Here is a 15,067-nt window from a genome sequence, read left to right as displayed (position 1 = left end):
GGAAACCCATCCAAGCCTTTCTTACTTCTGTGCAATTTTTTCAATCTTATAATGAATATGTAAAAATTCAAGTCCAAATAGCCACATGCTATGATGAGCTGTTAACATTTTATCCTTACCCTCTGTAATGATGAAAGTCTCTGCTAACGGTAAACGGATTGTTAAGAACCGAGTATGTAAATAAATCCCCTCATCTCCCTGGCCATTTTCTCTTAACTTACTAGTAATGATTAAATCATGATTATCATTATATAGTTTCAAAATACCAGTCATATTCGAATAAGGTAAAGGTAAGGCGATATTCATATATGTCTCATTCTTATTTGTATGCTTTGAATAAAGAGCTACAAAAATAGATTCACCTGCTTCATTTTTCCTTATCCAAGCCCTTACATTCTCTCTTCCATCTTTCTCATCTATTACACTAATGATAGAGCCATGCATCGTTTCCCAATTGCCGCCCATCCCTAAATGTATTTGTCCTACATGCTTGCTCATTTTCTCATAACAAAATGCAAATAGGCGGAACCAACGAGCCCATTTAATATTTGATTGCAACTCATACTCTGTTGTATTTTCATAAAAACGAATAATACTTAAAGGTACCTTCGTCACGTCAAATGACTCACTATGAAAATCAGTTATTTGATCAACTAAACCGTTGTATTCCTTACTGCCTACTAAATTGCCGCTATATAAAAAAGCCTCACCAATTGCCACACTTCCTCTTAATTTACTCATTGGTTTCCCATAGTATTTATAATTCGGAACACTCTTTTCGATCATCCAGCCGACAAATGCCGGTAACGCTACTCCAATTCCGTTGACAACACCGTGAATCCAAACCATTTGAGCAATTGTAATCGTCATTACATGCTTCAAATTTCCGTATGAATATATAAGTGAGAACATAATTGTAACCATGAGTGTACTAGACGAAACGATTAAAAGAATCTTTGCACTGATAGCATTAAATTTTGCTCTCCAAACGTAAAATCCATATCCATAAATGGCACATAAATATAGGAGCACTGCAAAAAATTCAAATATTCTCGAGTATGTAATTCCTATTGCAACTGTCATAGGTGAAATCATGATGATAAACATAATAGCATCATATACTTTACTTCTCTTTTCTCTTTTTCTCCCTATTAAACCAGCTGATAATGGCAATAGAAACGCCGAATAATGAAAATGCGCTGCTGTGAGTAAAACAATGTCAGAGCTAAAATGCATAATTGAAAGTTTTGCTACTGAAGCAAAAAACCAAAAACCACCTAAAAACAAATAAATAAACGCACTATCTATGGCGATCTCTTCTAACGGCTTCCATCCTCTTTCTAGCAATCTACTTACACCAAATAACGCAACAATTCCTGTATATACAAACCAAACTAGCGCAAATACATTGTAATTTGTGACGAAAGCTAGCATTGCACAAATTGCTGCGATTGGATATAAAAACGATACGAATTTATAAAATAATAAATACGATCCATCTCTTTTTCTTTTATCAATAATACAAAGTGACATTGGTATAAATAATAAAACAGATAATAATATAATTGCTTCAACAGGATTTATATTCAACCACTCATATATTAGAAAAACAACATAACAAGCAAGCCCAAATATTATATTTTTCATATCGTTTATTTCCTTTCCACAAATGTTCCCTTATATGAAAAAAGCGAGCCAATTAACGGGTTTCGTACTTGTACATGAATTCGAAAACACTGTAGTGTTGCATCATAACTTTCAACAATTTTTGCTTCACCATACAAAAATTTTGGTAACGGCATTTTTCTTCCAAACATATAAAACCATTGTTTCTTTGAAGAAATATGCATTGCCCCTAACTCATCGATATGAAAATGCAGTGTAGAAACGAGTAAATGTGGTTCGCCAAAATAATCTACAATTTCATTTTCGTTTCCATCCAATTGCATAACTGCATTAAAATATCTTTTCTTATTATGAAAATAAAAAGTACGGTTCCACCTTACTAATTCTTGTCCATATTCATCTCGCTCAGCTATGTTTTGTATCGTAAATGGAATTTCCTCTCCTCGTTCCGAGAAAAACATTCGAAACTTCGATGCAATTTTTAATATAAATTTCACGAAAAAAGAGCCACCGTAAATTTCATCCATCTTTCCTTCACCTGTAAAACTATTCTCTTCTGTAATCGCATAACGCTTCTGCAATTCAGGATGAAGATTTTTATAGGTATCCCCTAATAATCGTTCATATATATTAACCATACACTTATCCCTTTCTCGCCCTATTGCAATTTTTCGCTCTTGGTAAATCGCAACTATTTATATAACCGACAATTGATAACCCCATTAGAAGAACATTTAATGTAATCGGATTAAACGGCTCTGTAAAGCTTGCAATATTCGTAAATCCTGCCGCTAATGTTAAAACTAGTAATACAATAATATGCAGTATAAATAATTTTCGTTTTGTTATTGGCAACAGCCATACAACACCGAAAATTATTTCTAACACCCCAATTATTTTAAGTATATATACACTATTTTCATTTGAACCGATTAATACAGAAAGCATCTTTACTTCTTCTAAATGAGTAAAAAGTAGTTTTGGCACTATCCCTTGATATATCCATACAAAAGCAAATAAAAAACATACGAGCCAATACGTCATTGTTCTTCTAATTAGTAACCTAGGATGAAGCCCCTTTTCTAACCATAATTTTAAGGCATCAAAACTCCAAGCAGTCGCCCAACCTAATAACGGACGAAAAATATAGGAATCTATCACATTTCCTATACGACCAAATCTTGTATCATAATCATATTGTGTCTCAAAATGGATGTATTCTTTATTCGGCGTATACTTCCAATAACCACGTCCTATTTGAATAAGAGATAATGTATTATCCGTCCAAAATTTTAAAGAGGAAATTCTTTCACCAGTTTCTTTTCTTATTTCACCTATTGATTCCCCTTCTCCAGCTATTTCAAACCCAAATCCAATCTTTGTTTTATACAAAAACTTCTGTGGTTCTCCTTCTTTTTTCTCTAAATACGAAATTTCAGTAAAGCGAGCATCCCACTCTGTATGTATATCTGGTTCTTGCGTATATTCCCATAATTTTCCCATCGTCGTGTTCATTTTTGTCGCAACATAAATAGGCTGTTTCCTTTTCATTCTCCCACCTCCTATGCACTATAAGTTTAATGTACATGCAATGAATTTATTTTGCTACATTTTTCACAAACTTCCTCAGAAAAAAGAAAGAATTTTTAAAATATATATAAAACACTTGATTCCCCGAAAAATTTAAATTATTATAAAACAAATGTTACCAACAACTTCATAAATCAAACACTCTCGCCTAAAACGTGAGATAGAGGTTGCGATACTTATAAGTATTCTAATGGAGACACAGAGATGTCTATGAACTTAGATGAAAGGAAGTATTGCCGAAATTGATAAGTTTCTCTGCATTTATCAATTGGGGCTGTTTTCGAATAGAAACAGAACTGTCATATGTACAGACGTGTACGTATGAAGAGCTATCTACAAAAAAGAGATATCATTTTTTATGATATTCCTTTTTTGGCGGTTTTTTTATTAGCTCCGTTTTCTGTTTCCCTTTTCCTGTAACAGCACCATCCTCACTTATTTGAGATGGTGTTTTTTGTTTGTCTTTCTGGTAACTACAGGAGTATTGGGATTTATATATTTCCTAATCTATTCTTAAAAATAGACGAAAGAAGGAATCTGTAATGGAAACAATTGTTCAAAAATTCGGTGGCACTTCTGTCGGAAGCGTCGAACGCATTCAACATGTAGCAAATTTAATTATTGAAGAATATGAACGAGGTCATAGCATTGTCTCTGTCGTTTCAGCAATGGGAAAAAGCACAGATGAACTTGTCGCACTCGCTAACGCTATCACAGAAAATCCAAGTAAACGTGAAATGGATATGCTTCTATCTACAGGAGAACAAGTAACTATTTCATTATTAACAATGGCACTGCAAGCAAAAGGCTATCATGCAATTTCATTAACAGGGTGGCAAGCAGGTATTACGACAGAATCTGTACATAGTAGTGCACGGATTACTGACATTCATACAGATCGTATTCAATCTTATCTTGCTGAAGGTACGATTGTTATTGTAGCTGGTTTCCAAGGAGTCAGTGAAGATTTTGAAGTTACAACGCTTGGACGAGGCGGTTCTGATACAACTGCTGTCGCATTAGCTGCTGCACTAAACGCAAAAAAATGTGATATTTACACAGATGTGACCGGCGTATATACGACGGATCCACGAGTTGTAAAAGATGCTTATAAATTAGATGAAATTTCTTATGACGAAATGTTAGAACTTGCAAACCTCGGTGCTGGTGTATTACACCCGCGTGCTGTTGAGTTTGCTAAAAATCATAATGTCATTTTAGAAGTTCGCTCAAGTATGGAACAAGAAAACGGAACAATTGTAAAAGGAGAATGTAACATGGAACAACAATCAATCGTTAAAGGTATTGCATTTAAAGATAATATTACACGCATCACAGTGAAAGGATTAGAACAAGGTTCACTTTCAACTGTTTTCTCTACATTAGCAGCGGCACATATTAATGTAGATATCATCATTCAAAGTATTACAAATGAAGGAACTGTTCATCTCTCCTTCTCCATCCATTCTAATGATTTAAGAGAAACATTAGAAGTATTGGAACAAAATCAAGAGGCACTTCACTATGAAGCAGTAGAATATGAAAATCATTTAGCAAAAGTATCAATCGTAGGATCTGGCATGGTATCTAACCCAGGTGTCGCTGCAAATATGTTCACTACTTTAAAAGAAGAAGATATTCATATTAAAATGGTAAGTACATCAGAAATTAAAGTGTCTGTCGTTATTGACCGCCTTCATTTAGTAACAGGCGTTGAGGCGCTGCATCAATCATTTATGGCGAAAATTGAGCCTTTCGTGCAAATGAGCTAATTTGATATGTTTAGTAACGCTTATAAAAAAAACATATTAATCTACTTCCTTCCTATTAATTAAAAAGCTATTCGTTAACAAGATGCTATATGATATATTAAAAAACACCTTGTCACATTTTCCTATACTGTGACAAGGTGTTTTTGACTGAAAGGAATTTGTAACTACTTAGTAGTATAATTATGAGGATAATTAAATAATAAACTTTTATACATAAGGAGATAAGACTATGGCAAAAAACAAATTACTACGAATGGACAATGTCAGCATCGTTGTAGAATCCCTTGATAACGCAATCTCTTTCTTTGAGGAGATTGGCTTGAATCTCGAAGGTCGAGCAAATGTCGAAGGTGAATGGGCTGGTCGCGTAACTGGACTCGGTTCTCAGTGCGTAGAGATTGCTATGATGGTCACTCCAGATGGCCACAGCCGAATTGAACTTTCGCGATTTCTCACCCCTCCTACTATAGCAGATCACCGAACAGCTCCTGTAAACGCCCTCGGTTATCTACGCGTCATGTTCACTGTCGAGGATATTGACGAAATGGTATCGAGACTCACTAAGCATGGTGCAGAGCTCGTTGGCGAAGTAGTTCAGTACGAGAACTCGTATCGTCTCTGCTACATTCGTGGAGTCGAAGGAATTTTAATCGGTTTAGCAGAAGAACTCGGTAATAAATAAGTAATGTTTTATAAAAAAGAGGGAATAGCTCTATATTTAAGCTATTCCCTTACTTCTATTAAAACAGATGAATGTTTTCTTTCTTGCAAGCTTCACGTAAATCGTCAGGCCATACAGAAGATTGAACTTCACCGATATGTGCTTTACGTAAGAAGTACATGCACATTCTTGATTGTCCAATGCCACCGCCGATTGTTAATGGTAGTACGTCTTCTAGTATACCTTTATGGAAATCATACTCACGTTTGAAGTCTTCACCAGTTTTCGTTAACTGCTCATCAAGTGATTTACTATCAACACGAATTCCCATTGATGATAACTCAAATGAAGATTGTAGTACTGGGTGCCAGAATAAAATGTCACCGTTTAATTTCCAATCGTCATAATCAGCTGCGCGTCCGTCATGCTTTTCACCTGAACGAAGTGCATCACCAATTCCGATAATGAAGACTGCACCGTGTTCTTTTGCAATTGCATGTTCACGATCTTTCGGTGTTAATTCTGGATATTTATCTTCTAATTCTTGAGAAGTAACGAAAACAATTTCTTCCGGTAAATACTTTCCAAGGAACGGATATTTTTCAAATAAGTGATCTTCTAAATCTTTGAATATTCCATAAATTGTTTGTACTGTTTTTTGTAAGTATTCAACAGTACGCCATTCTTTTTGAACGATTTTTTCCCAATCCCATTGGTCAACATAAATGGAATGCGTTGCATCAAGTTCTTCATCACGACGAATCGCGTTCATGTTTGTATATAAACCTTCACCAGCTTCATATCCGTATTCATGTAATGCAAATCGTTTCCATTTCGCTAGTGAATGAACAATTTCTAATTCTTCTCCTGAATGTAACATATCAAATTCAATTGGACGTTCTACACCGTTTAGGTGATCGTTTAATCCTGATTTTTTCGTTACGAATAATGGTGCAGATACGCGGAATAGTTCAAGGCGTTTTGCTAATTGGTCCTCGAAAAATGTTTTAACTTCCTTAATTGCAATTTGAGTCTCTCTTACTGTCATTAATGATTGATACATGGTGGTTTCCTCCTAAAATGTTTGGATGTTGTGAAAAGAAGCCAACAAAAAAAGCCCTTCTTTCCCAAAAAACTGGGACGAAAGGCTTTGGTTCCGCGGTACCACCCAAATTAGCAACAGAGGTTGCTCACTTATACAATACGGAGATGAAATATCTCGATACTGTTCTTCTTGTAACGGCGAAGTTCCCGGCTAAGTCTACTTTCCTATAAAGGATTTCGGTTAGCAACTCCAGGAGGTTCTTCATAATAGGCTTCGTATCAGGCTCACACCACCCCTGACTCGCTTAAACTACGTCCTACTACTACTCGTCCTTTCATAGTCGTTTTGTTGTCACATCTCTGAAACATTTTATTAATGATTATTCTATACAAAAAATAAAGAAAGTCAACAAAAAGTTTTAAAATATTTTTCAATTCTTTATTTTACGGCTTTATTGATTGTTGTTAATTTAACATCTTTACTTTTTCTGCCTCGTCAATCCAAAAAATGTTTCACTGACCGAAACTAACGTATACACAATAATTAATGTGATCGTTCGGAATATAGAATCCGCAGTATTTCTTATTATTTTCATTTTCTTTATAATTCCTTTCAGTTTACTTGCAATTTCATGATATACTATAGCATTCAAGCAGTTTGTTTTTACTTAAAACAAACATAGTCATTTATCCAGAATATTTTTCTAAAACATTGGCTATTATTAAATAAGATTTTTTATATAACGGAGTGATCATATGAGTAAAACGAAAGCAAAACCGAAAAAAGGTGTAGGACAAGGTACAGGAAGTAAAGGATGGAACCGTTGGCAATCAAGTGCAAAGAAAAAGGCAGCTGCCAAACCCTACAAAAGTAAAGGTACAAAGAAGTAATTTAAATAACATTTGATTTCTTTACTTTGCACAAAACAAAATATAATTATTACAACAAAAAGCTATGCTTTCACATGTGAAAGCATAGCTTTTTCATATTAAATCATTAAAATATCTCTTATTTCTTCCTCCGTAATGGATGCTAATTTTTCTTCTCCTGGCTCAATCACTTCAGCAATTAAATTTTTCTTACTTTCTTGCAGTTCATGCATTTTCTCCTCAATTGTTCCGTGGGCTACTAGCTTTATAACTTGTACTGTATTTTTTTGCCCCATTCGATACGCTCTATCAGCCGCTTGTTGTTCAACAGCTGGATTCCACCATAAATCGTATAATATTACTGTATCTGCACCAGTTAAATTAAGTCCGGTACCACCAGCTTTTAAAGAAATGAGAAATAGATCCCCTTCTCCTTCGTTAAACCGATTGCACAGCTCTACACGTTCCTGTGCTGGTGTACTCCCGTCTAAATAAAAGTATGGAATTGCTTGGCGATTTAACTCACGACCAATAATGGAAAGCATCTTCGTAAATTGAGAAAAAATTAATATTCTCTTTCCTGTACTTCTACATTCCTCTAAAATCTCTAACAGTTGTTCAAATTTAGCTGAACTTCCTTTGTAATCATCAACAAATAAAGCAGGATGGCAACAAATTTGTCGCAATCTCGTTAAACCAGCTAAAATTCTAATTTTATTTTTACGTAACGTATCTTTGTCTAAATGCTTTAACGTTTCTTCCCTTAACTTCGCTAAATAAGCAGCATAAAGACTCTTTTGATCGGGTAATAACTCCGATGATTGTAAGTGCTCTATTTTCTCTGGCAACTCATTTAATACGTCCCCTTTTAATCGTCTTAATACGAATGGTTTCACTCGCTTCGCTATATCTTCACGCCTTAAATCACCGAACTCTTTTCTTCCTGGTAATAATTCTGGGAAGACGACATGGAAGATAGACCATAGCTCTTCTAATGAATTTTCTACAGGTGTACCCGTTAGCCCAAAACGGTATTCAGCTTGAATTGTTTTCACAGCTCTTGCCGTTTGCGTTGTAGGGTTTTTAAACGCCTGCGCTTCATCAAGGAATAGTGTATGAAATGGTCTTGCATACAATCTTATATCTCTTCTCAGTAATGGATATGACGTAATTACAACATCAAATTCCGTTATATCTTTCAAAATTTTCCGGCGCTCTGCTTGAATTCCATCTGCAATAACTGCTCTAATATGCGGGGCGAATTTTTTCAATTCACTAAACCAATTATAAACAAGAGATGATGGTGAAACGACTAATATTGGCAGTTTCTTTTCTCGAATCTCAGTCAAAACAGAATCTATAAAAGCAATGCTTTGCAACGTTTTTCCAAGTCCCATATCATCTGCTAAAATACCGCCAAAACGGTAATGAGCAAGTGTTTTCATCCATTCGAACCCATATACTTGATACTTTCTCATTTCTGCATTTAAAGTATTTGGCACAGCAAACTTTAATTTTTTCGGGTTTTGAATGTTTTCTACTAACTCTTGAACAGAATCATCCAAACTTAAAACATTGCCTTCATGAAGTCCGTTCATCCATTTTACACTTCGAATAAGCGGAACATTTACCTCTTCTCCATGTAAAAATTCTTTCCGAATACCTGATTCTTTTATAAACTGATTAATTTCATTAAACTCTTTACTCTCTAGCGATAAAAACGAACCATTCGCCAATCGATAATATTTACGTTTCTCTTCAAGAGCCGCTAATACACCTTTAATTTCTGCTTCTGGTATTCCTTTTATATCAAAACGAAATGACAACCAATCAATTCTTTCTTTTCTTCTCACTCTAATAAGAGGAACTGCATCCCCTTTACTAATTCGCAATTTGATTGCTGTTGTCGCATAAATATCAACTAAACCTTTTAATGTTGGCACAACGTGATATAAAAAGTTATACTCAGCTTCTTCATTATGCATAAAGTAACCGCCTTCTGTTTTTGCAAAAGCACTTTCACTCATAATGTCTAAAATCTCTTTTTCCTTTTTCTCATCACGATTAAAAACAGACGGCTGTCCATCCTCTTCTAGCGGATTAATCATGACGTTCCCATAGTGAAATTCAAGACCTGCTAATAAGCGATTTTTCACGCGGTCTAAATACAATTTCGCTTTTAGCGAAGGTGTTTCAACACGATCCGATATTACTTCATCAATGTGTACAGTTCCGAGCTTCATTAATCCTGGTACAACTTTCGCGACGAAATGTTCCATCTTACTTTCTGGAATATAAAACTGATTACTATTTGAGCGACTCATCATCTTTTGTAATTCAATAAGTCGCATACAATCTTCAATGTGTAAGTGATATAATTTCCCACTATAAAGTGCATTGTTATACATATCCATAACTTGTACACGATTTAAACCCTCTATATGAAGTGTAAATCCGCCATTATTTCCCTTCGTAAATTCAAAGTGTAACGGCAACAACCCTTTTGAAACTTGTAATCCCTGAAACAGTTGTTCATTTTGTTTCAGCTGTACATATTCAGCTTTAGAAAGTGAAAAGAGCATATCTTTCCATGAAGCTGGTGGTATAAATATCATACTTTCATCTTGTTTCGCATGTACTTCTAGCGTATTTTCATACATTTTTTCGTTATGATACATTTTAATGAGCTGCTGAATAATTGCATCCGTTTCTTGTTTAAAACTATGTACATCTGGTGTATATGTAAATTCATTTGAACAATGAAAAGACTCTCTTTTCTCCACCTTAGAAAGAAATTCTCTAATATGATTTATGAAATACACTTTGGCAAGTTTCAATTGAATTCCAAGAAGAGCCCCACCACTTCTCGTAGCAACTGGTGTACATATAAACTCAATATCTAATATTTCACGTGTATCAAAACGGTGTTGTTTACTTTTTGGCCTCAGTGGTTTGTCTGCAAACAGCTGAAACATACCACTTGTCAATTGATCATTTCTGCTACTAGTGGAGCTCATTCTACCTGTTTGTTGATTATAGTTTATTTGTATTAATACTGCTGCAACATGTTGACAGTACGTTTGAAAAGACGCTAATGAAGGACAACTACATTTTGCAACAACATCACCCTTTTTGGCTTTTGCTACTGTAACATGGAAATCCTCGTTCCCTTTTACTGTCGCCTCACAAATTTCTTTATTTTCATCGTAATGATCTATTATTACTTTATTTGATTTATAATAGGCTTCACCTCTTTTATATGAGGTCTCTCCGCACACTTCTTTAATAATCGATTTATTCAATGTGAAACTCATCGCTTTGACACTTCCTTAATATAAAACCATTTTCTCTTACTTAACATTTTACATGCTCCACGAGAAAATATAAAATGTTGATTTAACAAAAGAAGATGCTTATTTATAAGCATCTTCTTCACTCTATCTCCATCAACCTCTTCGCCTCAAAATACAACACTTGAATAAACTTTTTTGTATTAATTCGCGTATGACCAGAAGATGCGAGTTCATCTTTCGTCATTTCTGTCATCCGTTTTCTAACTACGGTAAAATCGAAAAATTTTGGAGCATAGCTTTCAAATTTTGGATTTGAAAAGTCTGTTAATCCTAAAGAAGCCAAATGATTTAACGACTGATAAATAGCTCGACGTACTCTTTGTTCAGACGCTTTTTTCTCTTTATCAATATCCGCCTCTAAAGCTAAATCCCCTAATTTTCTTATCGTAATATGATGGAAAATTTCTTTTAACGCAGGAAAGCCAAACTCAAATGTCTGTGCCTTTTCTTGACCATATAAATATTCCAGCATACTAAGTAAATCTTTACTTCCATTCTCTCCCGCAATACCGAGTTCTGATAGTAAAAAGCGCCCTAAATCCCCTATCTTTTTTCCTTCTTGCACTGGTTCAGTACGCAATTGCGGTTTTTCCCACTGAAACACGTTATTCAATGATTTTTGAATATCGTGTATAGAACGCTCCAATCTAATACGCTCCATCACTTTACGTACAACAGATACAACTTCGATTTTATTTAATGGTTTTGTAATATAATATTCTACACCAAGTGTATATGCCTCACCTATAAGCTGCTTCGATTCCACTTGAGAAATCATAATGATTTTCCCCGTGAAAGTTGACGCAATGTGACGAACTGTTTCAATTCCGTCCCTCATCGGCATCAACAAATCAATAAATAAAATATCTACTTTTTTAAAATTTAGTTGATCCGCTTCAATAAAAGCTCCGTCATCCGCCTCACCAATTACTTCTCCAAGATCTCCATCTTCAATAATTTGCGAAAGCATCGAACGGAAAACTTCATCATCGTCTACGATATAATAAAACAAATCTATTCCCCTTCCTGCTTTAAACTATCCTCTGGTAAACAAACGATAAACTTACATCCTCTTTTATTTTCTCGGTCTTCTAATTTCACTTCTCCGCCTAGCTCTGTTACCATTTCATTTATGTAAGAAAGCCCAATACCAGTTGACGGTGTTCCCGTTTGATCATACTTGGAAGTAAATCCTGGCTTAAATACTAATTTCTTATACTTTTGTGTAATACCAGGCCCATCGTCAATTACTTCAAAAAATATATGCTGATTTCTTTTATATAGCTTAATAATAACGAAACCTTTATCTTCAATTGCTTCAACTGCATTTGCAACTAAGTTATTAAAAATTGATAGCACTGTATACACGTGGTATGCAGCATGCTCACCTTCTATATGTTTAGAAAAACGTATATCCTTTTCTAGCATTTCAGCATACTTCTCGTTTATTCTAACAATCATCTCTGCTAACTCATGTCCTTCTACATATTCAGCCACATTTTTATCTAATAACAGTTTAGATAATCCTGCAAATATCCTTTGATTATCCTTTTTTATTTCATGCACTTCCCCCGCTATTTTCAATGCTGTTTTACTACTTGAATCAGCGCTTACTTGTAAATTTCGATATAGTTGATATGCTTCTTGTGTAATTAACTCCGCATTTTGTAACGTCTTTTTCAAATGAACAGATTCCACATATAAATTAGAAAGATGCATTAACATATTTTCATTTTCTTTTCGAACTTGCGATTCTTTTAATTTCGTTTCATATAAATTCATCATATTTAAAAAACCAAGTGCAAAGAAACTACGAAAAATAGCAATAATAATAAGTTTATTCACTTCAGAAATCGTTATTGTTGTACCTAGTACTAACATGTGATAAAACGCAAGTTCTGACATACTTGCAACAATTTCAATTGAAATTCCAAGGCATCCAATAATGATTGGTTTCTGATGGAATTTATTTACCCTACAAAGCGAAAAAAAACTGCCATAAATAAAATAATAGAAGAACACAGGATAACGCAAATAAAATGATTCTGTCATATGAAATGAACCTTGCATGATCCAGTCAAGACATACTCGGAATAAGACTACAGATATACCAACAAGAATACCTGCAACTCCTGCTGGTACTCTTCTTAAAAATAATAATAAAAAGAAGAATAGCGGTGTACCGAAGCTAACTCGAAACGTATCATTAAAGGGATGAAAGTTCAGCTCCCCAGCAATCGGAACAACGACCATTAATATAATTAAAAGGGACATATCTTTCTTCCATAATTGATTCCAATTCAAAGGTGACACTTCCTATACTTTTTTTCAGTAGTAAAAGTGAAAGCCCGCTTATTGTTATAAACGGGCTTTTTTTCTATATTCTAACCTTTTCTACCGCTTTTATTTGGCGATACTCTGGCTTCCACATTGCTTCTTGCACTGCCATCTTGATATCGTTATCACTTAAGTTCACTCTTGCAACACCTTCTGCAACTGCAACTTTCGCTACTTCAATTGCAACCATTTCTGAGATATTACGTAATTCTTCGACCTCTGGTAAAATAGGTGCTCCTGGCTGACTTGTATCTACCATACTTGCAACTGCTTCAGCAGCCGCTGCGAACATTCCATCCGTCATGACGCTTGCTCGTACTACAATTGTTCCAAGACCAAGCCCTGGGAAAATAAGTGCATTATTTGATTGTCCAATCACATACGTTACACCGTTATATGTAACTGGTTCAAATGGACTTCCTGTTGCAACTAACGCTCTTCCTTCTGTCCACTCGATTAAATCTGCTGGTTTTGCTTCAGCAAGTGGCGTCGGATTCGACATTGGTAAAATGATTGGTCTTTCTACGTGAGAAGCCATTTCTTTAATAATCTCTTCTTTAAATGCACCTGCAACAGTAGATGTACCAATTAAAATTGTCGGTTTTACATGTTTCACAACTTCAGCAAGTCCGATCACATCATTTTCTTTCCACTCACTTACTTCTGCTTCTTTTCTTGCGTACGGAATTTGGAAATCAAGAAGATCTTCCATATTATCTGTAACTAACCCGTTACGATCAATACACCAGAAACGCTTATATGATTCTTCTTCAGATACGCCTACGCGAACCATCGCATCTCTAACTTGATCTGCGATACCGATTCCAGCCGTACCAGCACCAAATACAACAACGCGGTGTTCACTTAGCGGTACACCAGAAGCTTTCACTGCCGATAATACTGCCGCAAGTGAAACTGCACCTGTACCTTGAATATCATCATTAAATGTACAAACATCATGACGATATTTATCTAAAATTTTTCGTGCGTTACGAGAGCTAAAGTCTTCCCAATGTAAAAGTGCTTTCGGGAATTGTTTGTTTACCGCTTGTACAAACGTATCAATAAATTCATCGTAAGCTTCACCTGTTATACGAGGGTGACGATTTCCAATATAAAATGGATTGTTTAATAGCTCCTCACGGTTTGTACCTACATCTAAAATTACTGGTAATACACGACTAGGATCGATTCCAACTGCAGCAGTGTAAACAGCTAATTTTCCGATTGCGATGTTAATACCACCAACGCCCCAGTCACCAATTCCTAATATGCCTTCTCCATCTGTTACAACGACTAAATCAATGTTCTCAGCTGTTGCACCGATATTGGTAAATGCTTCTTCGATACCTGATGAATCGTTAATTGATAAATAAACGCCACGTGGTTTACGATATTCATGACTATATCTTTGAATTGCTACACCGACAGTTGGTGTATATACAATCGGTAACATTTCACGTAAATGATCTGTTAATATACGATAAAATAATACTTCATTTCGATCATGTAACGCAGTTAAGTATACATTCTTTAATAAATCATCCGGCTGAGAACTAAATTGTTCGTATGCTCGGCGTGCCTGTTCTTCTAACGTTAAAACCGCTGGCGGTAATAACCCTTTTAAACCTAACTCTTCTCTTTCATTTTGTGTGAAAGCTACCCCTTTATTTAAAAGTGGTGTTGATAATACTTCTGCTCCTCTTAATGTTGTTTCTAATGCACCATTAGAAGCTACTGTAAACTTGCTCATAACATCCCTACCTCTATTCATATATAGCATTTCTATATTGTAAACAAAAAAGAGGGGCTTG

11 protein-coding genes, 1 riboswitch and 1 other annotated feature are annotated in these 15,067 nt (G+C 35.1%); of the genes, 3 read left to right on the top strand and 8 right to left on the bottom strand.

Annotated features, from left to right (window positions below; translation table 11 throughout):
* Positions 1 to 21 precede the first annotated feature (21 nt).
* The 3 genes from DN401_RS03025 to DN401_RS03015 are packed head-to-tail and all read right to left on the bottom strand — an operon-like array spanning position 22 to position 3,177.
* Positions 22 to 1,647 (bottom strand): YndJ family protein, encoded by a 1,626-nt coding sequence (locus DN401_RS03025; RefSeq protein ID WP_000789380.1) that lies wholly within the window; start codon positions 1,645 to 1,647, stop codon positions 22 to 24.
* Positions 1,648 to 1,652: 5 nt separating this feature from the next.
* On the bottom strand, positions 1,653 to 2,264 hold the full coding sequence (locus DN401_RS03020; RefSeq protein ID WP_000247278.1) for a DUF4166 domain-containing protein: 612 nt from the start codon (positions 2,262 to 2,264) through the stop codon (positions 1,653 to 1,655).
* 4 nt (positions 2,265 to 2,268) lie between these two features.
* Positions 2,269 to 3,177 carry a DoxX-like family protein gene (locus DN401_RS03015; RefSeq protein WP_000823954.1) on the bottom strand — a complete coding sequence of 303 codons (909 nt, stop codon included), beginning with the start codon at positions 3,175 to 3,177 and terminating at the stop codon, positions 2,269 to 2,271.
* A gap of 192 nt (positions 3,178 to 3,369) precedes the next feature.
* Positions 3,370 to 3,556: riboswitch (Lysine riboswitch) on the top strand.
* 202 nt (positions 3,557 to 3,758) lie between these two features.
* Between DN401_RS03015 and DN401_RS03005 the strand changes: the two genes are divergently transcribed.
* Positions 3,759 to 4,988 carry an aspartate kinase gene (locus DN401_RS03005; RefSeq protein WP_149287508.1) on the top strand — a complete coding sequence of 410 codons (1,230 nt, stop codon included), beginning with the start codon at positions 3,759 to 3,761 and terminating at the stop codon, positions 4,986 to 4,988.
* A gap of 229 nt (positions 4,989 to 5,217) precedes the next feature.
* Positions 5,218 to 5,670, top strand: coding sequence for a VOC family protein (locus DN401_RS03000; protein WP_001107259.1), 453 nt, complete (start codon positions 5,218 to 5,220; stop codon positions 5,668 to 5,670).
* Between the two features lie 58 nt (positions 5,671 to 5,728).
* On the opposite strand, the gene asnA is transcribed toward DN401_RS03000, so the two are convergent.
* Positions 5,729 to 6,712: an aspartate--ammonia ligase gene (asnA, locus tag DN401_RS02995; protein ID WP_000284917.1), complete on the bottom strand. Its 984-nt coding sequence runs from the start codon at positions 6,710 to 6,712 to the stop codon at positions 5,729 to 5,731.
* A gap of 70 nt (positions 6,713 to 6,782) precedes the next feature.
* Positions 6,783 to 7,041, bottom strand: a binding site (T-box leader).
* Between the two features lie 408 nt (positions 7,042 to 7,449).
* Between asnA and DN401_RS02990 the strand changes: the two genes are divergently transcribed.
* On the top strand, positions 7,450 to 7,584 hold the full coding sequence (locus DN401_RS02990) for a DUF3934 domain-containing protein (RefSeq protein ID WP_000047588.1): 135 nt from the start codon (positions 7,450 to 7,452) through the stop codon (positions 7,582 to 7,584).
* Between the two features lie 98 nt (positions 7,585 to 7,682).
* Here DN401_RS02990 and DN401_RS02985 read toward each other — a convergent pair whose 3' ends face one another.
* The 4 genes from DN401_RS02985 to malS all read right to left on the bottom strand — a co-directional run bounded on the left by DN401_RS02985 (position 7,683) and on the right by malS (position 15,006).
* On the bottom strand, positions 7,683 to 10,877 hold the full coding sequence (locus DN401_RS02985) for a DEAD/DEAH box helicase (protein WP_000011045.1): 3,195 nt from the start codon (positions 10,875 to 10,877) through the stop codon (positions 7,683 to 7,685).
* A 118-nt stretch (positions 10,878 to 10,995) separates the two neighbouring features.
* Positions 10,996 to 11,928: a response regulator gene (locus tag DN401_RS02980; RefSeq protein ID WP_000500302.1), complete on the bottom strand. Its 933-nt coding sequence runs from the start codon at positions 11,926 to 11,928 to the stop codon at positions 10,996 to 10,998.
* Between the two features lie 2 nt (positions 11,929 to 11,930).
* On the bottom strand, positions 11,931 to 13,229 hold the full coding sequence (locus DN401_RS02975) for a sensor histidine kinase (RefSeq protein ID WP_002023846.1): 1,299 nt from the start codon (positions 13,227 to 13,229) through the stop codon (positions 11,931 to 11,933).
* Positions 13,230 to 13,293: 64 nt separating this feature from the next.
* Positions 13,294 to 15,006: an oxaloacetate-decarboxylating malate dehydrogenase gene (gene malS, locus DN401_RS02970; protein ID WP_002195357.1), complete on the bottom strand. Its 1,713-nt coding sequence runs from the start codon at positions 15,004 to 15,006 to the stop codon at positions 13,294 to 13,296.
* Positions 15,007 to 15,067: the final 61 nt, after the last annotated feature.

Source organism: Bacillus sp. BF2-3, from assembly GCF_008368795.1.
Taxonomy (GTDB): Bacteria; Bacillota; Bacilli; order Bacillales; family Bacillaceae_G; genus Bacillus_A; species Bacillus_A cereus.
This window is presented reverse-complemented; position numbering and strand designations above follow the sequence as displayed.

Bases quoted from the DNA above. Each gene is read 5' to 3' on its own strand.
- DN401_RS02990 (WP_000047588.1), top strand. From the start codon at position 7,450: ATGAGTAAAACGAAAGCAAAACCGAAAAAAGGTGTAGGACAAGGTACA.
- DN401_RS03020 (WP_000247278.1), bottom strand. From the start codon at position 2,264: ATGGTTAATATATATGAACGATTATTAGGGGATACCTATAAAAATCTT.
- asnA (WP_000284917.1), bottom strand. From the start codon at position 6,712: ATGTATCAATCATTAATGACAGTAAGAGAGACTCAAATTGCAATTAAG.
- malS (WP_002195357.1), bottom strand. From the start codon at position 15,006: ATGAGCAAGTTTACAGTAGCTTCTAATGGTGCATTAGAAACAACATTA.
- DN401_RS02985 (WP_000011045.1), bottom strand. From the start codon at position 10,877: ATGAGTTTCACATTGAATAAATCGATTATTAAAGAAGTGTGCGGAGAG.
- DN401_RS03000 (WP_001107259.1), top strand. From the start codon at position 5,218: ATGGCAAAAAACAAATTACTACGAATGGACAATGTCAGCATCGTTGTA.
- DN401_RS03025 (WP_000789380.1), bottom strand. From the start codon at position 1,647: ATGAAAAATATAATATTTGGGCTTGCTTGTTATGTTGTTTTTCTAATA.
- DN401_RS03015 (WP_000823954.1), bottom strand. From the start codon at position 3,177: ATGAAAAGGAAACAGCCTATTTATGTTGCGACAAAAATGAACACGACG.
- DN401_RS03005 (WP_149287508.1), top strand. From the start codon at position 3,759: ATGGAAACAATTGTTCAAAAATTCGGTGGCACTTCTGTCGGAAGCGTC.